The organism is Streptomyces sp. NPDC006385 (assembly GCF_040612485.1).
Lineage (GTDB): Bacteria > Actinomycetota > Actinomycetes > Streptomycetales > Streptomycetaceae > Streptomyces.
On the sequence record NZ_JBEXQG010000015.1, the window covers coordinates 120051 to 140553 of the forward strand.

General features: G+C 69.2%; 17 protein-coding genes, 1 tRNA gene and 2 pseudogenes. 14 read left to right on the forward strand and 6 right to left on the reverse strand.

From position 1 onward, the window contains the following. The first annotated feature begins 408 nt into the window (after positions 1-408). From ABZ078_RS14845 to ABZ078_RS14875, 7 genes and pseudogenes are all read left to right on the forward strand, one after another. Positions 409-819 (forward strand): SseB family protein, encoded by a 411-nt coding sequence (locus ABZ078_RS14845; protein ID WP_356575190.1) that lies wholly within the window; start codon positions 409-411, stop codon positions 817-819. After that, positions 816-1442: a hypothetical protein gene (locus ABZ078_RS14850; RefSeq protein WP_356575192.1), complete on the forward strand. Its 627-nt coding sequence runs from the start codon at positions 816-818 to the stop codon at positions 1440-1442. Before ABZ078_RS14845 ends, ABZ078_RS14850 begins: the two co-directional genes overlap by 4 nt. Before the next feature lie 3 nt (positions 1443-1445). Next, positions 1446-6122 (forward strand): putative T7SS-secreted protein, encoded by a 4677-nt coding sequence (locus ABZ078_RS14855; RefSeq protein WP_356575194.1) that lies wholly within the window; start codon positions 1446-1448, stop codon positions 6120-6122. After that, the gene (locus tag ABZ078_RS14860; protein ID WP_356575196.1) at positions 6122-6466 is read left to right on the forward strand and encodes a DUF6086 family protein; all 345 of its coding nucleotides are present in this window, start codon (positions 6122-6124) and stop codon (positions 6464-6466) included. The genes ABZ078_RS14855 and ABZ078_RS14860 overlap by 1 nt, the downstream gene beginning before the upstream one ends. Beyond that, positions 6463-6771: a hypothetical protein gene (locus ABZ078_RS14865; RefSeq protein WP_356575198.1), complete on the forward strand. Its 309-nt coding sequence runs from the start codon at positions 6463-6465 to the stop codon at positions 6769-6771. Before ABZ078_RS14860 ends, ABZ078_RS14865 begins: the two co-directional genes overlap by 4 nt. Before the next feature lie 87 nt (positions 6772-6858). After that, positions 6859-7458, forward strand: coding sequence for a hypothetical protein (locus ABZ078_RS14870; RefSeq protein ID WP_356575199.1), 600 nt, complete (start codon positions 6859-6861; stop codon positions 7456-7458). Between the two features lie 64 nt (positions 7459-7522). Further along, positions 7523-7600: pseudogene (locus ABZ078_RS14875) on the forward strand (hypothetical protein); the annotation flags it as partial. A gap of 129 nt (positions 7601-7729) precedes the next feature. On the opposite strand, the gene ABZ078_RS14880 reads toward ABZ078_RS14875, so the two are convergent. From ABZ078_RS14880 to ABZ078_RS14890, 3 genes are all read right to left on the reverse strand, one after another. Next, complete coding sequence (locus ABZ078_RS14880) at positions 7730-8863, reverse strand: glycosyltransferase family 4 protein (RefSeq protein WP_356575248.1); 1134 nt, start codon at positions 8861-8863, stop codon at positions 7730-7732. 5 nt (positions 8864-8868) lie between these two features. Beyond that, positions 8869-9435, reverse strand: a complete 567-nt coding sequence (locus ABZ078_RS14885; RefSeq protein ID WP_356575201.1) for an FkbM family methyltransferase — start codon at positions 9433-9435, stop codon at positions 8869-8871. 188 nt (positions 9436-9623) lie between these two features. Then, positions 9624-10967: a glycosyltransferase 87 family protein gene (locus ABZ078_RS14890; protein ID WP_356575202.1), complete on the reverse strand. Its 1344-nt coding sequence runs from the start codon at positions 10965-10967 to the stop codon at positions 9624-9626. A 167-nt stretch (positions 10968-11134) separates the two neighbouring features. On the opposite strand from ABZ078_RS14890, the gene ABZ078_RS14895 reads away from it, so the two are divergent. The 3 genes and pseudogenes from ABZ078_RS14895 to ABZ078_RS14905 all read left to right on the forward strand — a co-directional run. Then, positions 11135-12475: a histidine kinase gene (locus ABZ078_RS14895; RefSeq protein ID WP_356575204.1), complete on the forward strand. Its 1341-nt coding sequence runs from the start codon at positions 11135-11137 to the stop codon at positions 12473-12475. Further along, positions 12472-13176 carry a response regulator transcription factor gene (locus ABZ078_RS14900; RefSeq protein ID WP_356575206.1) on the forward strand — a complete coding sequence of 235 codons (705 nt, stop codon included), beginning with the start codon at positions 12472-12474 and terminating at the stop codon, positions 13174-13176. Before ABZ078_RS14895 ends, ABZ078_RS14900 begins: the two co-directional genes overlap by 4 nt. Positions 13177-14026: 850 nt before the next feature. Then, positions 14027-14215, forward strand: a pseudogene (locus tag ABZ078_RS14905) (site-specific integrase); the annotation flags it as partial. 71 nt (positions 14216-14286) lie between these two features. Here ABZ078_RS14905 and ABZ078_RS14910 read toward each other — a convergent pair. The 3 genes from ABZ078_RS14910 to ABZ078_RS14920 all read right to left on the reverse strand — a co-directional run bounded on the left by ABZ078_RS14910 (position 14287) and on the right by ABZ078_RS14920 (position 15466). Next, positions 14287-14829, reverse strand: a complete 543-nt coding sequence (locus ABZ078_RS14910) for an HIT family protein (protein ID WP_356575207.1) — start codon at positions 14827-14829, stop codon at positions 14287-14289. Between the two features lie 48 nt (positions 14830-14877). After that, entirely contained in the window at positions 14878-15219 is a 342-nt protein-coding gene (locus ABZ078_RS14915; protein WP_356575209.1) for a MazG nucleotide pyrophosphohydrolase domain-containing protein, read from the reverse strand. Between the two features lie 175 nt (positions 15220-15394). Continuing rightward, positions 15395-15466: transfer RNA gene (locus tag ABZ078_RS14920), tRNA-Arg, on the reverse strand. A gap of 175 nt (positions 15467-15641) precedes the next feature. On the opposite strand from ABZ078_RS14920, the gene ABZ078_RS14925 reads away from it, so the two are divergent. From ABZ078_RS14925 to ABZ078_RS14940, 4 genes are all read left to right on the forward strand, one after another. Next, the gene (locus ABZ078_RS14925; protein WP_356575211.1) at positions 15642-16175 is read left to right on the forward strand and encodes a response regulator; all 534 of its coding nucleotides are present in this window, start codon (positions 15642-15644) and stop codon (positions 16173-16175) included. Positions 16176-16544: 369 nt separating this feature from the next. Beyond that, positions 16545-17648, forward strand: coding sequence for an ArgS-related anticodon-binding protein NrtL (gene nrtL, locus ABZ078_RS14930; RefSeq protein ID WP_356575213.1), 1104 nt, complete (start codon positions 16545-16547; stop codon positions 17646-17648). Positions 17649-17668: 20 nt separating this feature from the next. Next, positions 17669-19060, forward strand: a complete 1392-nt coding sequence (gene lysA / locus ABZ078_RS14935) for a diaminopimelate decarboxylase (RefSeq protein ID WP_356575215.1) — start codon at positions 17669-17671, stop codon at positions 19058-19060. 146 nt (positions 19061-19206) lie between these two features. Continuing rightward, complete coding sequence (locus ABZ078_RS14940; protein ID WP_356575217.1) at positions 19207-20499, forward strand: homoserine dehydrogenase; 1293 nt, start codon at positions 19207-19209, stop codon at positions 20497-20499. Positions 20500-20503 lie beyond the last annotated feature (4 nt).

Sequence of the window (20503 nt, forward strand, 5' to 3'; positions counted from 1 at the left end):
GTCACGCGCGTAACTGATAGTTAATCAGCCTCGCGGTCCCGTGTATGTCCCGCGAAAATGAAATACCCTATATGGCCCTCAATGTCCCATGGGTGTGGCCTTCGGGACGTGCCCGTCCAGCCTTCGTTCTTTGGTCGCTGCCCGCGGCGTCCGGGCGGGAGTGGTGCGGCGGGCTGTAGGTGCCTGGCGGGCGCGCGTTGACTCTTCGCTGGATTCCGTAGCCATGGCGACATTGCGCCGGCGTCGGCACGCTGCTCGACCAATGGCCATGTTCTCCCGGCCGTGCCCGTTGCGGACCTGCGAGGCGTCCTCCGCGAAGGTGGTGCAGCGGGCGAAGTGCAGCCGGTTCTCGAACACCCATTGCTGGGCGGGTCTGCGGCGCCCGGCTAGAGTCGAGGGGCTGTTCGAATGGGGAAGCAGGTGGCCATTGTGCTGTTGGAGGACGTCGGGGATTCGAACCTGGCGCTGACCCAAGTGCAGTCCGTACTGGGTGAGTTCCGCAGGTCTCTGGTGCTGGTGCCGATCCGGGACGGCGGGATCCTCACAGGTGACCAGGCCGGTCTGCGCTGGGTCTTCGCGTTCACGGACACGGACACGTTGACGGCTTTCGCACAGGCGCGTGGTGAGGGCGGTCAGTGGGAGTTCCGGCGTGTGTACGGTGCTCGCCTCCTGGACGAGACCCTCGCGGAGATCGGCGTGCCGTGTGGAGTCGCGGTGGATGTGGGCAGTGAGGGGGCGTTCCTGCTGCCTCCGGCGCAGGGCATCGTGCCCGGTCACGTGGCGGTGACTGACGGCTCGGACCAGGAGGCGTCGTTGTGAGCGGCTACAAGTTCGATCCTGAGTCGGCCCGGCAGGTCGAGCGCGGCCTGACCGCGGCGATCAACGAGCTGGAGGAGACGGGCTACTTCTCGATCACCGCGCAGCAGGGGCACGGTTTCCAGTCCTTGAGCATGTCGGGGATGGAAATGGGTTCGGGTGAACTGGCGGATGTGTTCGGTCAGTTCTGTGGCCGCTGGGCGCTGGCGATTCATTCGAAGATGCAGGACGCGAACGACATCGCACGGAAGCTCGGCCTGTCGGCGGGTCTGTACCACGAGCAGGAGGAGTACGTGGTCGACTCCCTGAAGGAGGTCGCGGTCACGGCTGGCTCGTACAACCCGCAGCAGGGCCTCGCCGAGGGCGACAAGGCGGCGGACAAGTCCTGGGGCGAGGTGGGGGACACCGTACGGCCCCGGGTACCGGACGTGGACACCTCGCAGCCGGACTGGGGTGCGATGGGCGATCAGTGGGAGCAGGTCGGCGAGGACTTCTCCACTTCGCCGTGGCAGGACGTGACGGGCCCGGCCGGGCAGGACCGCAGTGACTGGCAGTGGGACGGACCACCACCCGAGAACGAACAGCCGAGCGGCCGGCGCGATCAGACGGGCGACGGGGGTAAGTAGGCCGTGGGTGTAGGCGACTTCATAAGTGACGCCGCAGGGGCGGTCGGGGACGGAATCGAGTGGGCGGGTGACAAGGCCGCCGGCGGCCTGGATTCCGTAGGACTCGACGGCGCGGCCGAGGGAGTGCGGGATGCATCGGAGTGGACGGCGGACAAGCTCGGCGCGGACGTCGCCGAACGTCAGCTCGGCGAGACCGAGGACCCGAAGGAGATCATCCACGGGGACGTGCAGAAGCTGACGGAACGGGCGGAGCATCTGCGGGACTTCTTCAAGGCGTTCGACCGGCTCGGCATGGGGATGAAGGGCCTGGACGTCCACGGCTGGGAGGGCGAGGCCGGGGACGCGTTCCGGGCCGAGTTCGAACCGCAGCCGAAGTTCTGGCTTTCCGCCGCCGATGCGTGCGAGGAAGCTGCGAAGGCGCTCGTGGCGTACGCCTCCACCGTGCAGTGGGCCCAGGACCAGGCCAGAGAAGCTGTCGCGATCTTCAAGCGGGCGAAGGCGGCGTCGGACAAAGCGGTGGCCGACTACAACGCCAAGGCGGATGAATGGAACCGGAAGAACGAGGCCGGGCAGGATCCCGGACCCCGTCCCGCCCCGTTCCAGGATCCGGGTAAGGCCGGTCTGGAGCAGGCGCAACACATGGTGGCCGAGGCCCGCCACCAGCGGGATGACACCGCCTGCCGGACCAAGGACACCATGATGGGTCTGGTGCGGCTGGCGCCGGAGCCGCCCGGCGGCTGGGACCTGGCCGCCTCCGTGGGCCGGGACATGGTCGAGGGCATGGTGCTCAACAGCATTCACTTCACCGGCGGTGCCCTCAAAGCCGTCGGCGAGACGGTCGGCCTGGTACGCATGCTCAACCCCACCGACCCGTACAACCTGACCCACCCAGGCCAGTACCTCCAGAACGTCAACGGCGTCCTCACCAGCCTCGCCTCCACCGTCGCCCACCCGGAACGCCTGGTGGGCATCGTGAAGAACCAGAACTGGCGCGACCCCGCCGAAGCTCTCGGCAGCGTCGCCGTCGACCTAGTGGGTGGAAAGGGTGCGGGCGGCGCCGTCAAGGGCGGGCTGAAGACCGGCCTGAAGACGGCGGGTAAGGAGGCTGTCGAGCAGGGCGTGAAGGAAGCCGCCCGCAAGTCGGTCAAGGAACGCCTCAGCGACCTGGCGCGCGACCTGAACTGCAAGGTCCTGCGCAATGAGCCGGTCGACATGGCCACCGGGCGCATGGTGCTGCCGCAGACCGACATCACCCTCCCTGGCAGCTTCCCGCTGGAGTTCACCCGGACTTTCGAGTCCGCGTACCGCAACGGCGGCTGGTTCGGGCCCACCTGGGCTTCCACCATCGACGAACGCCTCGAGATCGACGCCGAAGGCGTCATCCACGTCGCCGCCGACGGCAGCGTCCGCGCGTACCCGCATCCGGCTCCGGGCCTGCCCGTGACTCCTGCGCAGGGGATTCCATGGTCCCTGGAGCGCAGCCCCGACGGCTCCTACGAGCTGACCGACCCCGTCACGCGCACGACCCGCACCTTCGAGCCACCGCCCGGCACCGCACCCGGCGGGGACGGCGTCGCGAGACTGGCCTCCATATCCGACCGCCTCGGAAACTGGATCTCCGTCGAGTGGGTCCTCGGCCAGCCCCACTCCATGATCCACTCCGGCGGTTACGACCTCCGTTTCACGTGTGATGGCGGCCGTATCACCCGTCTCTCACTCGCCACACCTGACGGACTGATACACCTGCGCGGTTACACGTACTCCGATCGCGGCTTCCTCACCTCCGTAGCCGACTCGGAAGACCGTCCCACTCAGTACCAGGTCGACCAGCGGGGCCGCATCGTCGCCTGGACCGACAGCAACGGACGCTCGTTCTCGTACACCTACGACGACGAGGACCGGTGTGTCCATCACGAGGGCGAGGCCGGACACCTGCGGGCCCGCTTCGAGTACGGACTGGACAGCCCTGAGCCAAGATGCACGACGACGCGCGTCACCGACTCCCTCGGCCACATCTCCCTGTTCACCGTCGACTCTCGCCTGAGGATCGTCGCCGAGACCGACCGCTCGGGGCGGACCACCCGTACGACGTACGACGACGAGCACCGCCCCCTGACCGTCACCGACCCCCTCGGTGCCACGACCAGCTACACCTACGACGACCTGGGCCGGCTCCTGAGCGTCAAGCGCCCCGACGACACCACCGCCTCCCTCACGTACGACGAGGCCGGCAATCCGGTCGAGACGCGGGAACCGGACGGCGCTGTCACCCGCCGCATGTATGACGAGGCAGGACGGCTGACCAGGACGGTGCGCCCGGATGGCACCGCCATCGCCCTGGCGTACGACGAGCAAGGCCACCTGGCCGCGGTCACCGACCCGCTGGGCCGCACCACGCGCGTCGAGAGCAACGCCGCCGGGCTGCCACTCAGCGTGACGGACCCGCTCGGCGCGACCATCACCTATGTGCGCGACGCCTTCGGCCGCCCAGCCGCCGTGACCGACGCTCTGGGCAACACAGCACTCCTGACCTGGTCAGCGGAGGGCAGGCTGACGCAGCGGACGACCGCGGACGGGGCGATGGAGACATGGGACTGGGACGGTGAGGGCAATCTTCTGCGATACACCGACCCAGCCGGTGGTGTCACGGAGTACTCGTACACTCACTTCGACCTCCTGGAGACCCGCACCGACCCTGACGGCACGCGCCACGCCTTCGCGTACGACACGGAGCTGCGTTTGCGGCAGGTCACCAACCCACAGGGCTTGACCTGGGAGTATGAGCACGACCCCGCTGGTCTGATCGTCGGTGAGACGGATTTCGACGGGCGGCGCTTGCACTACTGGCACGACGAAGTCGGCCGACTGCGAATGCGGTCCAACATGGCTGGTGAGTCCGTGAGTTACAAACGGGACCAGCTTGGCCGGATCACGGCCAAGAGCGTTGATGGCAATGAGACCCGGTACGCCTACGACCCGGCTGGTCGGCTGGTTTACGCAGAAGTACCAGGTGCCGAGCTGGTGTTGCAGCGTGACCGCATGGGGCGACGTCGCGCCGAGATGTATGAGGGGCGTGTCCTCAGCTTCGACCGTGACGAGCTCGGTCGCCCCGTTCGCCGCACTACCCCGGCTGGAGCCGTCACTGCCTACGCGTACGACGCCGCAGGTAACCGCATCAGTACGGGCCTGGAGGGTCACACCCTGGAGTCTGCCTTCGATGCCGCGGGCCGTGAAGTGGAGCGCCGCGTGGACAAGACCCTGACCTGGGCGAACTCCTGGGATCCGGCTGGCCGTCTCACTGCGCAGACTGTGATGGCCGGTGCAGTCGGCGAAGGTTCCCCTGCCAGAACGGTGCAGCATCGGAGCTACGCCTACCGCCTGGACGGCCACCTCACCAGCCTCACCGACCGACTCAACGGCACTCGACGCTTCAGTCTCGACCGCGCTGGTCGTGTAACGCAGGTCACAGGGGAGGGCTGGACTGAGACCTACGCGTACGACACTGCGGGCAACCTTGCTCACGCTACTTGGCCGCAGACGTACGGCGAGGAGGCCGTCGGCGCACGTGAGTACACCGGAACACGCCTGACCAAGGCTGGTCGTTGGACATTCTCCTATGACGCGGCTGGCCGCGTCATCGAGCGTCGCAAGACTCGCATCTCTCGCAAGCCTGATGTATGGAGATATTCCTGGGATGCCGAAGACCGTCTGGTCTCCTGCACAACGCCCGACGGCGCGGTCTGGTGCTACCGGTACGACCCGCTGGGGCGTCGCAGTGCCAAGCAGCGCCTTGACGCTGATGGACAAGTAGTCGAGGAGACTGTGTTCACCTGGGACGGCAACCAGCTCATTGAGCAGGCCACCGTCGCGGGCACGGCACAGCCCATCGCCCTCACCTGGGAGTGGAACGGGCTTATACCCCTCACCCAGACGGAACGGGTGATTGACCAGAACACCCAACAGGCCGTCGACGCACGCTTCTTCGCCATCGTGACCGACCTTGTCGGTACACCCAGGGAACTGGTCACCATGGAAGGCGAGCTGGCCTGGCGTACCCGCAGTACCTTGTGGGGGACCACGGCAGTCGCCCGTGGCGCCACCGCTCACACACCTCTACGCCACCCTGGCCAGTATGCAGATCCTGAGACGGGCCTCCACTACAACCTGAATCGCCACTACGATCCGGCGACCGCCCGCTACATGAGCGCCGATCCCCTCGGGCTGGGGCCGGCGCCGAACCCCGTGGCCTGGGTCCAGAATCCGCTTGTCTGGGCAGATCCGTTGGGACTCGTGAAGTGCGATCCGGCCGACGGGATGACCAACAGGGAAAGGCCACCGGTAGACGGCGACACGAACTACATTGTCGACGATCCCACCGACTGGTCGAAGACCATCACGGACATCGACCGCGTGGAGGGTGACACCCTGTGGGAGGAGAAGCAGGCCACCGGCCAGGACCCGCGGATCAATACTGAACGCTGGGTCGAGAAGCATGTGTTCAAGAAGCTTGATTCCTACGTGGAGGCCCGGTCCCACCTGGAGGGGTGGCAGAGTGCCAAACTCGGCATGGACTTCACCACGCCAGGGGCAACTCCCGAGTTCAGGGCCGCCGTTGAGCAGGCTGTCGGGCAGTGGAAGGCGAACAACCCCGGCGTGGAAGTTCGAGTAAGGTGGGCCTAGTGAGCTGCTACGTGATGATCGCGGATCGGGATGTGTGGAACCCTGCAAATCAGGTTGCCGAGGTTTTCGTCGGGCAAGTGGGAGTCGCATCACGGATTCTGGGAGTGGAATCGGGCGTCGAACCGATCGTCGAGGACGAGTGTCATATCGACGCCGATAAATTTGAAGCCTTCACGTCTGCTCTTTCGGTAGCCGTGCAGAGAACGAACAACCTCGCATTCCGAGAAATGCTCCAAGGGATTCTTGAGGTGTGTGCCGTCCTCGTCTCCAGGGCTGGCGGATCGATTTCACCCGCTGTGGACGTTCCTGACTCCTTGCCCCGGACGATGCCAGGCTTCGAGTGAACGGTGAGTCGGCACTCGGTGACCGTGAGCTCAACGGCACCCGGCTGCACAAGGCAGGCCGGTGGCCGTACGTCCACTACGAGGTCGGCCGCGTCATCGAACGCCGCAAGACCCGCCTCTCCCGCAAACCCGAGGTCTGGCGCTACACCTGGGACGCCGAGGACCACCTCACCACTTGCACCACCCCCGACGGCACCACCTGGCGGTACGCATACGACCCCCTCGGCCGCCGCACCGCCAAACAGCGACTCGACGCCGACGGCGACGTGGCTGAGGAGACCGTCTTCTCCTCGCCAGTCGCATAACGGACGAGACCACCCCCACCTGGCGAGGAACTTACTAGGGCATCAAGGGCAATCTGCCTACTTTAAACACCCTCTAATGTCGAGCCCATGCCCCTCCCAGAGACCGGAACGCTGTCCATCGCGCTCGGCCGCTGCATCAGCGCGGGCACGCCACTGGGCCCTTTCGAGGGCACCAGCTTCGAGGGCTTGACGACGGCTTCGGACACGGGCCTCATCCACGCGGTGGAGGACTGCCCCCACCTCGCGCAGGCGTCCTCGGTGCGCGCCGTCGGCTTCAACCTCGACGCTTCCTCGCTGGAACGGCTCTGCACGAACTGGAGCTGCCGCTGGGCGGTGCCCGACGACGGACGCTGGCCGGTCTTCCTCGACGCCCTTGATGCTCTGTCGCGGCTGTGGTCCAAGGAAGAGGAGGAGGACACCCTTCCGAGCGAGGCGGATGTCGCCGCCGCGGCGGGTCTGCTGTCGCTGGGCGAGTTCCCGGAGGACGAGGCCGATGCTGATGCCTGGGAGCGCCACGCAGAGGCCAGGGCATGCAGAGACGACCTGCTGGCCTTGTGGCGGAACCCGCAGCATCGACTGATCACGGCTGGCGACGGCCTGGCAGCGTGCCCCTGGCTGCGCCCCTGGGCCGAGGCCCGGATGACAGTCTGGGCCGAGCGCCGAGGAGCAGCGTCGACTGCTCACTAGTTTCTTCGCTCCTCGGACGCTCCATCCACACTCAGGGGCCGTTCGGTCGGCCCGGAGCGACGAGATGCGGCTGAGTCCGCGGCAGACGGAGATCGTCTCGCTCGTCGCCGAAGGACTCTCAGGGAAAGAGATCGCCCGCACGCTCCGCATGTCGCCGAAGACGGCGGAGGCGCACATGCAGAGGATGTTCGACAAGTACGGGTGCGCAGCCGTGCCGGGATCGTGGCGAAATGGCTCTCCGCCGACCAGGCGAGACGCGACAGCTGACCGTTCACCCGTCCTGCGACAGCAAGCCTGCCAGCGTCTTGTAGGAACGGTCCCAGCTCCATTCTCGGCACACCCAGGCACGCCCCTTCTCGCCCTGCGTGCGTGCCGCTTCGGCGTCGAGGAGTAGTTCGGTCAGGCGAGCGGCCACTTCCTCGGCGCTTCTGCCGTCGACCACATGCCCCGTCTCACCGTCCCGGACCGCGTCCGGAGCACCTCCGGAGTCCCCGACGACCACGGGGAGCCCGGCGGCGGCCGCCTCGAGGAAGACGATGCCCAGCCCTTCGACCTCGAGACCGAGCCGCCGGGTACGGCAGGGCATGGCGAAGACATCGGCCGCCGCGTACAACGGCGCGACCCGGTCGTGGGGCAGCCCACCGGTGAAGACGACGGCGTCCTCGACGCCTTCCCGACGGGCCAGTGCTCGCAGCCGGCCTGCGTAGGATCCGGAACCGACGACGAGCAGGCGCGTTCCGGGCACCGTTCGGCGCACCGTGGGCAGGGCACGGATCAACGTGTCCTGTCCCTTCCTCGGCTTCAGCCGTGCCACGCACACCACGACAGGGTCGTCGCCCAGACCCAACTCCCGGCGCACCGCCCCACCGTCGGAGAGGGGCCGGAACTCCTCGTGATCCACTCCCGGAGCCAGCCGGGCCAGCCTGGCCGCGCCCCGGGGCCCGACGGCGCGGGCGATCCGCGTCCGGGTGTACTCGCCCAGGTACGTCACCGTGTCGGCCCCGTCACAGATGCGGCGCAGCAGCCCGCGGGCGATCGGCACCTTTGCCCACCACAGTTCGTGGCCGTGCGTGGTGGCGACGATGCGCTCCGCCCCGGCGCGGCGCAGTCGCGGTGCCATCAGGCCCAGCGGAGCCGCGGCCCCGAACCAGACACGGGTGCAGTCATGGGCGCGGAGCAGTTCCGCCGCCCGCGCCGAGACACGTGGGGTGGGGAGCAGGGTGCGGGCGGAGTCCCGGATCACGGGGAAAGGCTGGGCGGCGTCGAACTCCGCGCTTCCCGGGGTGGCAGAGGTGTACACGACGACGTCGTCCGCGGGGAAACGACGGGTGACCTGGTACACGAAGGTTTCGATGCCGCCTTGTCGGGGCGGGAAGTCGTTGGTGACGACCAGGGTGCGGGGCACCGCGCTCACGCCCCGTCCCGGTCGGTGACGAACAGGTAGTTGCGTCCCTCGTCGGTGACCCGGGGGACGGGGCGCCAGCACGCGTTCCGCCACGCGTACATGCGATGGCCCTGCCGTTCCATCAGGTCGACGACCCCTTGAGCGTTCCACCCGTACTTGGCCAGATGGCGTTCCTCGATCTCCAGGAGCACAGCGGGCCGGTCGCTGCGCAGCGTCCGGTCCGCGCCCAGCAGTACGGCGGGCTCGGCACCCCGCCCGTCGGCACCGGAGGTGACGAACGCCCGGCCGTGTACGGGGAGGCCGCGCCGCACGGGCAGGCTCATCTCGGCGAGTTCGGTACGCGCACCGAGAGCGACCCGATGCCGGTGGACCGTGCCCCGGCAGCCGAGCGCGGTGCTTCCCGCGGACAGCACCGTGAACGCTCCCGGCAGCGGTTCGAAGCTGTGCACCGCTCCGCTTCGCCCGACCAGGTCGGCGAGGGCGTACGTGTACAGGCCGTACTCGGCGCCCACGTCCAGACAGGTGCCGCCCGCCCGCACCACCGCGGCCAGCCCGGCCAGTTCCCCTTCCACGAAGGACACCCGGCCCCCGAGCCGGCGTAATATCCCGGCGGTGCAGGACAGCCGGAACCGGCGCCGCGCCAGGGGACGGCGGGGCCCGGCCGCGCCAGGGGCGTCAACCCGGTCCCGAACCGCGCCCGCCTTCTTTCCGATGCTGCGAAGGTTTCGTGAGGTATCCGCGGACACGTGGTCTCCTGTGGTCAGACGCGAACAGGGGCAGGCAGGTCGGATCCGTGCCGGTGGGCCGGCCGTGCGGCCCGGGATCCCCGGAGCACGGGGACGGCGGCGCGCTCGGCGTCCCGGCCGCCGGGACGGCAGCACATGAGCAGCACCAAGGGGTAGACGAAGTAGCCGAAGCGGGTCGCCGGAGCGAGACAGAAGGCGGCGGAGAGCCCGAGAGCGAGCCGTGCGGCCGCGGCCGACGTGGTGAGTGGCGGGCGGACGACGAGGGAAGCGGCCATCATGAGCGCGGCCACGCCGAGAGCCACCACGGCGACGGTTCCGCTCAGGGACGAGGCAAGCAGATGGCCCGGCAGAGGGCTGCTCGCGGGTGACGGGACATCCGTCATGCCGAGCGGGAAGAGGACCGCGTGCCGGACAAGCCCCGCCCCGTCGGTGACCGCGACGGGCAGTACCCCCGCGGCCGCGATGGCCGTCGTCGCCGCCAGGCAGCGCAGGGCGGTCCTCATTCCGTCGCGTGCTTCGGAGCCGCCCAGCGGGGCATCCGCAGCGGGTCGCGAGGCGCGTCGCCGACGTACCGCATCCGAGGCGAGCAGGGCAACGGCGACGGGAACCGCGGGCCAGGCGGTCCACTTCAGCACGGTGGCGAGCCCCAGAAACACCCCGGCGCGCCCGGCCCGCGCCCGGCCCGCGTGTGCCAGCCCCAGGCACATCAGCCCGACCACCGGAAGATCGATGCCTCCGACGGCCAGCGGCAGGCCGACCACCGGACAGGCGAGCAGCCCGAGGAGGACCGGTACCGAGCCGGCCGGGCGGCCGGAACGCTCCCTCTTCACCGCCGGGTCATGCCGCTCCGGCGTCCGCATCACACGGAGCGCGGCGACCGCCGCGGCGATGAAGCCGGCGGCGAACCACCATCGGGCGTCCGTCCACTCCGCATCGCCGAGAAGCGCGCGGGGCAGTCCGAAGACCGTCATCCCGGGCAGGTACGGGTTGTACTCGGACAGCTGGTCGGGCGCGGGAACATAGGGGGTGCCGGTGCGCAGCAGCAGCGCGGCCGCGTCCTCCACGACACGCACCTCGGACTGGGCACGGGCGGTGCCGAGCAGCACGAGCGGGACCACTGTCGCCCCGAGGGCGGCCACAGCACCGGGCAGCCACCGCGGGTGAGGTAAGCGGCACACGGCCATCAGCGCGGCGACCCCGTAGCCGACGGCCGCGGCCGCGCCCCAGACGCGATGCGTGGACAACGTCGTCAGCATGGCGAGCAGCACCGCGTAGACCGCGTACAGACCCCAGCCGACGGCCCGAAGCCGGCCGACGGGCCGGCGTTGCGCACGGCAGGCTGTCCATTGCCGGAGCATCGTCATCTTCCTTCCGTCGGGCTGAGTCACGACGGTAGGGAGACGTTGATCGCTTTACGTCAAACGGTGATCCGAATCCTGGCGTCAACCCGTGGGTTGATTCCTGCGGGCCGGATCAACCCGTGCACCGATGCAGCAGGCGCCTGCACTGCCCGACAATCGGCGGCATGGACAACGAGCGTTGCCGCTTACCGGCGGTGAAGGAGCGGGCGGTCCTCTCCCTCAGTGACGGCGGACGTGCCCGGTCAGTGATCCGACAGGTTCTCGATGCGCCCGCCTATCCATGGACCACGGCGGCGGTGCTGTCCTGCGCGGCCGCGGCGGAGGCGCTTCGGATGCGTCCGGACTCCTTCCTGGTGCCGCTGACGGCCCTGCTCGCCACCGTGTGCTCGGCGTGGCGCCACTCCCGGCCAGTGCTTGCCCGGGTGTCGATAGGGGGCGCACTGCTCAACTCCCTCGTCTGGCCACAGATGTTCATGTCGGTGGCCCTGGCGGGGCTGCTGGGGTTCTACGCGCTCTCCCGCAACCGGGCGCACCATCCGGTCACGCTGGTCGTCTGCGGAACGGTCGGCGCGATACTGGTGAACATCGGTCAGATCAAGGCAGGTACCTACGACCTGACCGGACTGCCGCTGGAGCACACACATGGGGTGCTGCCGTACCTCACCGACTCCTTCGTGGTGGCGGTGGCGATCGTGACGGCCGTCAGCATCGGGGATGCGGTGCGCAGCAGGGAGGAGATGCGCCGCGAGCGCATGGCGGCGGAGGCCCGGCGGATGGCCACGGAGCGACAGCGGGCCGCCGAGGCCGAACGTGCCCGCATCACACGGGAGTTACACGACGTCGTGGCCCATTCGGTGTCGCTGATCGCGGTACAGGCGGAGACCGCGACCTACACGATCGCGGACCTCGGGCCGGAGGGCAGGGAGAACTTCCAGCAGATCGCGGAATCGGCGCGTACCGCGTTGTGTGAACTACGGCAGATCCTCGACGTGCTGCGCGACCGGACCGGCGAACGCGCTTCGACCTCGCCGCAGCCCACCCTGGAACGGCTGGACGAGCTGATCGAGCAGCACCGGGCAGCCGGGGGCGAGGTGGTACTGCGCCGGACCGGCGGGCCGGAATCGGTGCCGGCCGCCGTGGGCCTCGCCGCGTTCCGCATCGTGCAGGAGGCGCTGACCAACACGCGCAAGCATGCCCCCGGCGCGCGGGCCGTCGTCGAGATCGGCCGTCACCCGGACCGGGTCACCGTACGGATCGAGGACGACGGAGCACACGGCGTGGGGAAGCCCGGCTCCGGCGGACGCGCCCCGCGGAGTCTGTCCACCGGCGACGGTACCGGCCACGGACTCGCGGGCATGCTCGAACGGGCGGCACTGCTCAACGGCCGGCTTTCGGCCGGTCCCCGGCCGTCGGGCGGATTCGTTGTCGACGCCGTCCTGCCCGTGGGGCAGACTCGGACACCTGAAGATCGTTCAGGGACCTGGGAGGGGGTGGCCACCGGATGATCCGGGTGCTGGTCGCAGACGACCAGGCAGTGGTCCGTACCGGCTTCGCGAACCTGTTGGCCACGCAGGACGGCATCGAGGTGGTGGGAGAGGCCGAGAACGGTCTGGAAGCGGTGCGCATGGCCCGCGAAACCCATCCCGACGTGGTGCTCATGGACGTACGCATGCCGGTCATGGACGGTATAGAAGCCGCCCGCCGCATGCTCGCCCCGGAGGGCCGGGGACCGGGCGAGGAAACGGGAGCCCCGGCCCACCGGCCGAAGGTGCTCATGCTGACGACCTTCGACCTCGACGAGTACATCTACGAGGCGCTGGCCGTCGGCGCCAGTGGCTTTCTGCTGAAGGACACGACGTTTCCCGGGCTGCTGAACGCCGTCCACGTAGTGGCACGCGGAGAGGCGCTGCTGGCCCCCTCCGTGACCAAGCGCCTCATCGCGGAGTTCGCCCACCTGCGTTCCCCCACCAGGCCGACACCGTCACTGGAGAACCTCACCGCCCGGGAGACCGAGGTCCTCACGCTCATCGCGCGCGGGCTGACCAACGCGGAGATCTCGGCCCGGCTGCGGATCAGCGACCACACCGTGAAGACCCACATCAACCGCCTGTTCGCCAAGCTCGACCTGCGTGACCGGGCCCAGGCGGTGATCCTCGCGTATGAACTGGGCCTGGTCTCCCCGAAGAACGGCGGGCCCGCACGCTGAGGACGTGCCCCGCACAGCCACGCCGGCGACGCGGCCCGCTCCAGTACGTTCCGTACGGCGGCCGCGGCGCCCGTTTCGCCTATCGGCACCGTCTGCGGGGCGTGCCACCCGCCAACCAGCAGGCAGAAGTCGACGGGATCGAGGGTGAGCTCGGCCTGGACGGGCTCGTCCGCGGAGCCGAGCACCCACTCCTCGCCCCCGATGACCGAGAACAGACGCTGTTGGCGAATTCCGCCCGGCGGTTGCGGGCCGCCCCGAGCATGTCCCAGTGGCCAGGGGCCAATCGTCCGCGGGCGTGTGATCCGGGCGCGGCGCATTTGCCAACAGCATCACCGAGAACACACCGGGGCGGGGGCACGGTGGGTCCCAGGGCCAGGCCGAGGACGCGCACGGCGAGCCGGACCAGCTGCCACAGGTGCCCCAGGGGTCGCGGTGGTTCAAGGCTTACGGCGCGGGCGCGCTGGGCGATCTGGCGCATAGCAGGGCGAGAGCATCCGTGGGGCGAACGCCCCGTCCTCCCGGGAGCGGAATCCAGGCATTCTGGCCCGGACTCACCGCACCTCTACGAGTGCCGAGTTGGGGAGTCGTTGCCGACGGGATCTGTCAGACCAGTCCGGCCGAGCGCAGTCACGAACTCAACTCCGCGCGTCAGTGCCCACCATATGTCGCGGTGGATTTTCGCGTCCGAATCGAGCTCCGTACGCCACCTCAGCCGGCCGAAATATCAACACGGGCCGTCGGCACCAGGTGCCACAAAGGCGAACGTCGCGGCGCCGGGGCGGAAGCAACTGCGTCGGCTGCCGTGCTCCAGTTGCCAGCCGTCCAGGGAGCCGCAGAGGCGACGACTTACTACGACCTGCGAGCCACCTGCATCACGAACTGGCTCCGTGCGGGCCTCCCCGTGGCTGAGGTGGCCCGGCGCGCGGGGAACTCTCCAGAGGTGATCCACCGCCGCTATGCAGGCTGTATCGACAACAGCGAAGAAGAGAACAACAAGAAGATCGAAAAAACGATGGGCTGGGAGCCAGACGGCTCGTAGGGGCCTGCGCCTGCGGCTGTTCCTGAAAGGCTGAGGCACCTGCGTTGACGAGATCCCGTCTGGTCGGTTGATCAGGCGGGATCTTCCTGATTCATTGGGCTGTTCGATGCCTGGTCGGGGTGGTGGCCGCGAACGATCGCCTCGCGTAGCCGCTTCGCCATGTCTGCGCTCTGCTCAGGGGTGGGGGACAGCACCCCGTTCTCGGTCATCAGCGCGTGAAACTGCTGACGCTCGTAGGGAACCCCAGGCGGCAGCCCTGCGATGTGCCAGTGCACGTGGGCGTTGCCCTGCTGGCTTCCCAGCGAGAGCAAATACGTCCGCTCCGGCGAGAAGACCACCTCCATGGCCAACGCAACCTTGCGGACCACGCCCATCAGCCTGCTGAACGCGGCCTCGTCCAAGTCCCGGACCACGTGCTCGATGTGCGCCTTCGGCGCCACCAGCACCTTGCCCGGGACGGTGGGCCACCGGTCCAGGAAGGCCACATGGGCGTCGTCCTCGTAGACCGCCTCATGCCAGTAGTCCCGGTCTCCGGACAGATACGCACAGACGAAGCATGGGCCGGTCCGGGCCCGGGCCGCATACGCGGTGAGATCCATCGCTTCCCGCTCCACCCGCTCACCCCTCCTTGGGCGCGTCCCTGATAGTGGTTGGGCCCGCAGTCACGACCGCTTTTCGCTTCTCGGGAGCCGAGCGCTGATCGCCGTGTCGAGCTCTGCCATCGTGCGGCGGAAGGCAGCCTCAAGATCGATGTCATATCGGTGGGCCAGGATAAGCACCGACCAGAGGCAGTCTGCGAGTTCATGCTCCAGTGCCGCCCGCCCGCCCGGCACCTCCCGAGCGCCCTCCTCGGCCATCACCAGCTTGGCCAGATCGCCGACATCACCTACGAAGCCGAGCATGAACTCCTCTCGTGTCCACACCCGGCCACGTTCGTGCCGGTTCAGCTCGTCGTACAGATCATGTATGCGCATCGCCTGCTGCCGCAGCGCATCAAGGCTCACCACAGGCCTTCCCTCCTGATCTGGGGTGGAACGCACTCGCGTGTGGCTCACACGCCCCTCACACACGATCAGTGCGCAACAGTGAGAAAGAGCGGGACCCAGTGAGACTGGGTCCCGCTCTCTCATGTCGGCATCCGCCCTGGTCAGAGCTTGATTTCTGCTGATCCTTGGCGAGTGCCCCCGGCAGGATTCGAACCTGCGCACACGGCTCCGGAGGCCGTTGCTCTATCCCCTGAGCTACGGGGGCGTGTCGGGCGCCTTGCTTGGCGGCGACGGGTAGAACACTACCAGCTCCGGTGGGGTGTTCATGAACGGGTTCAAGGGGTGGTGGCAGTGGGCGGGACCCTGGGGCGGCTCGCCCGCAGGGGGTGGAAGTGGGGAAAACCCGGACGCGGTGGCCGGTGCCGACCTACTCTCGAGTTGTGCCAGGCGCGTCCGGCCGGGTGCTTGTTGTGGACGACAACAAGGTCATCCGGCAGCTGATCAGGGTCAATCTCGAGCTTGAGGGGCTCGAGGTGGTGACCGCGGCCGATGGTGCCGAGTGTCTGGATGTCGTTCACCAGGTGCGCCCCGATGTGATCACCCTTGATGTGGTCATGCCCCGGCTGGACGGGCTCCGGACTGCCGCCCGGCTGCGCTCAGATCCCCGTACTCGTGATCTTCCCGTCGCCATCGTCAGCGCCTGCACCCAGTACGAGGTCGACAGCGGCCTCGACGTCGGTGTCGACGCCTTCCTCGCCAAGCCCTTCGAGCCCGCCGAACTCGTCCGCCTCGTACGCGGGTTGGTCGAGCGGAAGCGGAGTGGGGAGAGGAGTGAGGAGAGGGGCGGGGGGCAGGGGGACGGGCGGAGCAAAGAGCGTGCCGGGGGAGCGGGAGTGGACGGGCGCGGCGCGGACGAGGCCGTCTGCGGAGGCGTCTTCGGGGCCGGTGAGGCCGCCGGGCACACCGGCGGCTGACAGGCAGCCTGGTCGGTGGTGGGGGTCCGGTCCGGCCCGGTACCTCTCACCTGGCCGGATGGCCGGATGGACGGATGGCCGGATGGCCGGATTCAGCGGGGCGCCGGCCCGTCGGAGACGCAGCTCCTGACCCGATCGGCGGCAGCATGCCGTGACGCCAGGCTCCGCCCGCCATCCCCACCCCCAGTGACACTTGTGACACTCGTCCCCCATCTCCATCCAGCCCCCCACCAACGCCATCGCCGTCACCGTCGCCCCTGCCTCCGCCGCCCACCCCCTCCCCCCTTCCCCCCTCCACCCCGTCCACATCCCGAAACCCCACCCAAACCCGTTCGCATACCCACCCCCCTCCTCCCATACGCTTGTCCCGTGACCCCCGTCGAGCTCTCCCGTACCGTGCTGCGCGCGGTGCGTCGTGCTGTCGATGACGGGGAGCTGCGGGTCGCCGTGCCGGAGCGGGCCGTGGTCGCCGCGCCCGGGCCCGGTGGCTGTGGCGACTACGCCACCAACATCGCGCTTCAGCTCGCCCGCCCGGCCGGGCGGCCGCCCCGCCAGGTCGCCGAGATCCTCAGGGCGCGGCTCGCCGGCAGCGACGGCGTCCGTGACGTCGTCGTCACGGGGCCCGGGTTCCTCAACATCAGTCTGAGCGCCACCGCGCCCACCGCCCTCGTCGCGGAGATCCTGCGGCGCGGCCCGCGCTACGGGTTCGCCGACGCACCCACCGGGGAGCTCGTGCGGGTGCACTGTCCGCACGAGATCCGCGCCGTCGTCGTCATGGACGCCGTCGCCCGGCTGCTGAGTTCGCAGGGCGTCCTCGTCCGCAGCAGTTGTGCAGCCCGGCCCGAGGTGGAGTGGGAGACCCTGCTCGGTGTGCACGTCGACGCGTACGGGCGGCCCGGTGCTCCCGCCCCGCTCGACGTCACCGTACGCCCCGTCCCGGCCCCCGCCGACCCCCTCCCGCTCGGCCGCGACGCCGCCCGCTGGGCCCTGCTGCACCCCGCCGCCCACGACCGGCCCCGCATCACCGACGAGCACCTCGTCCAGCGGGAGACCAACCCCCTCTTCCGCGTCCGTTACGCCCACGCCCGCACCCGAGCCCTCCTCCGTAACGCCGCCGACCTGGGCTTCACCCCTGAACCCGGCCCGTTGGAGCCCGCGCCCGAGTCCACGACCACGACCACGACCGCGCCCGAGCCCGCGTGCGCGTCCGCCCCCGGTGCCCTCCTGACCCCTCTCGCCGACCACCCCCGGGTCCTGGCCCAAGCGGCAGCGCACCGTACGCCCGACCGTCTCGCCCGGCACCTCGTCACCGTCGCCGATGCCCTCCTGCCGCTGCTGCCCGCCGTGCTCCCGCGCGGTGCGGAGAAACCCTCGGCCGCCCACCGTGCCCGGCTCGCTCTTGCCGAAGCCGCCGGGACGGTGCTGGCCGGTGGCCTGTCCCTGCTCGGCATCGACGCACCCGATCACCTCTGAGAGAGCCGAAGAGAAAAGCAATGAGCCGTTCCGCACACCCCGCCGGGCCCCGTCACGCCGACGTCCTCCCCGAGGGCCACTACTCCGCCCCGCCGGCCGACCTCAACGCCCTCGACCCCAAGGTGTGGGCCCAGACGGTCGGCCGTAACGCCGACGGCGTCGTCACCGTCGGCGGTGTCGATGTGAAGACCCTCGCCGAGCAGCACGGCACCCCCGCCTACTTCCTCGACGAGGCCGACTTCCGGGCCCGGGCCCGGGCCTGGCGCGGCGCCTTCGGGACCGAGGCGGACGTCTTCTACGCCGGCAAGGCGTTCCTCTCCCGTGCCGTCGTGCGCTGGCTGCACGAGGAAGGGCTCAACCTCGACGTCTGCTCCGGCGGCGAGCTCGCCACCGCCCTTTCCGCCGGCATGCCCGCCGACCGCATCGCCTTCCACGGCAACAACAAGTCCGAGGAAGAGATCCACCGCGCCATCGACGCCGGCGTCGGACGCATCGTTCTCGACTCCTTCCAGGAGATCGTCCGCGTCGCCCACATCGCCCAGTCCCTCGGCAAGCGGCAGCGCGTGCAGATCCGTGTCACCGTCGGGGTGGAAGCCCACACGCACGAGTTCATCGCCACCGCCCACGAGGACCAGAAGTTCGGTGTCCCGCTCGCCGGCGGACAGGCCGCCGAGGCCGTACGGCGGGCCCTGAAGCTCGACGGTCTGGAGCTGATCGGGATCCACTCCCACATCGGGTCCCAGATCTTCGACATGTCCGGTTTCGAGGTCGCCGCCCACCGTGTCGTCGGGCTGCTCAAGGACATTCGCGACGAGCACGGCGTCGAGCTTCCCGAGATCGACCTCGGGGGCGGGCTCGGGATCGCCTACACCAGCGACGACGACCCCCGCGAGCCCCACGAGATCGCCAAGGCGCTCACCGAGATCGTCACGCGTGAGTGCGAGGCCGCCAAGCTGCGGACTCCGCGGATCTCCGTCGAGCCGGGGCGTGCCATCGTCGGGCCGACCGCCTTCACGCTGTACGAGGTCGGCACCATCAAGCCCCTCGACGGGCTGCGGACGTACGTCTCCGTCGACGGCGGCATGTCCGACAACATCCGCACGGCGTTGTACGACGCCGAGTACAGCGTCGCCCTCGTGTCCCGCACGAGCGATGCCGAGCCCATGCTGGCCCGCGTCGTCGGCAAGCACTGCGAGAGCGGGGACATCGTGGTCAGGGACGCGTTTCTGCCGGCCGACCTGGCACCGGGTGACCTCATCGCCGTACCGGCCACGGGTGCCTACTGCCGGTCCATGGCCAGCAACTACAACCACGTGCTCCGGCCGCCCGTCGTCGCCGTGAACGACGGTGAGGCCCGGGTGATCGTCCGTCGCGAGACGGAGGAGGACCTCCTGCGTCTCGACGTCGGCTGAGCCGAACCGACAACGGGTGGAAGATCTCCTGTCTGCCACCCGCCGATCAATGAAATAGATGTCTCACAATCCGGACGAGGGGCAGAAACTCCCGTCCGGTGAGTGAGACTGGTGCAACCGTAGACGGTATGAGGAAACGAGGTCGGATGATGCGTACGCGTCCGCTGAAGGTGGCGCTGCTGGGCTGTGGAGTGGTCGGCTCAGAGGTGGCGCGCATCATGACGACGCACGCCGACGACCTCGCCGCCCGGATCGGCGCTCCCGTGGAGCTCGCGGGCGTGGCCGTACGACGGCCCTCCAAGGTCCGTGAGGGCATCGACCCGGCCCTCGTCACCACCGACGCCACCGCCCTCGTCAAGCGTGGTGACATCGACGTCGTGGTGGAGGTGATCGGCGGCATCGAGCCCGCCCGTACCCTCATCACCACCGCCTTCGAGCACGGCGCGTCGGTCGTCTCCGCGAACAAGGCGCTCCTCGCCCAGGACGGCGCCGCCCTGCACGCCGCCGCCGAGCAGCACGGCCGCGACCTCTACTACGAGGCCGCCGTCGCCGGTGCCATCCCGCTGATCCGCCCGCTGCGCGAGTCCCTCGCCGGAGACAAGGTCAACCGCGTCCTCGGCATCGTCAACGGGACGACCAACTTCATCCTCGACAAGATGGACAGCACGGGCGCCGGGTACCAGGAGGCCCTCGACGAGGCCACCGCCCTGGGGTACGCGGAAGCCGACCCCACCGCCGACGTCGAGGGCTTCGACGCCGCCGCCAAGGCGGCCATCCTCGCCGGTATCGCCTTCCACACGCGCGTGCGCCTCGACGACGTCTACCGCGAGGGCATGACCGAGGTGACGGCGGCCGACTTCGCCTCCGCCAAGGAGATGGGCTGCACCATCAAGCTGCTCGCCATCTGCGAGCGGGCCGAGGACGGGGCGTCCGTCACCGCGCGCGTGCACCCCGCCATGATTCCGCTGAGCCACCCGCTCGCCTCCGTGCGCGGCGCGTACAACGCCGTGTTCGTCGAGTCCGACGCGTCCGGGCAGCTCATGTTCTACGGGCCCGGCGCGGGCGGTGCCCCGACCGCGTCCGCCGTGCTCGGCGACCTCGTCGCCGTCTGCCGCAACCGGCTCAGCAACGCCACCGGTCCCGGCGAGTCGGCGTACGCCGCCCTGACCGTCTCGCCGATGGGCGACGTCGTCACGCGCTACCACATCAGCCTCGACGTGGCGGACAAACCGGGTGTTCTCGCCCAGGTGGCGACCGTGTTCGCCGAGCACGGTGTGTCGATCGATACGGTTCGCCAGCAGGGCAAGGACGGCGAGGCCTCCCTCGTCGTCGTCACCCACCGTGCGTCCGACGCGGCCCTGAACGGGACCGTCGAGGCGCTGCGCAAGCTCGACACCGTGCGGGGTGTCGCCAGCATCATGCGGGTTGAAGGAGAGTAACCAG

Coding starts and splice junctions, on each gene's coding strand:
- ABZ078_RS14895 (WP_356575204.1), top strand. CDS start 11,135: ATGGACAACGAGCGTTGCCGCTTACCGGCGGTGAAGGAGCGGGCGGTC.
- ABZ078_RS14940 (WP_356575217.1), top strand. CDS start 19,207: ATGATGCGTACGCGTCCGCTGAAGGTGGCGCTGCTGGGCTGTGGAGTG.
- ABZ078_RS14870 (WP_356575199.1), top strand. CDS start 6,859: ATGCCCCTCCCAGAGACCGGAACGCTGTCCATCGCGCTCGGCCGCTGC.
- lysA (WP_356575215.1), top strand. CDS start 17,669: ATGAGCCGTTCCGCACACCCCGCCGGGCCCCGTCACGCCGACGTCCTC.
- ABZ078_RS14845 (WP_356575190.1), top strand. CDS start 409: ATGGGGAAGCAGGTGGCCATTGTGCTGTTGGAGGACGTCGGGGATTCG.
- ABZ078_RS14890 (WP_356575202.1), bottom strand. CDS start 10,967: ATGCTCCGGCAATGGACAGCCTGCCGTGCGCAACGCCGGCCCGTCGGC.
- ABZ078_RS14900 (WP_356575206.1), top strand. CDS start 12,472: ATGATCCGGGTGCTGGTCGCAGACGACCAGGCAGTGGTCCGTACCGGC.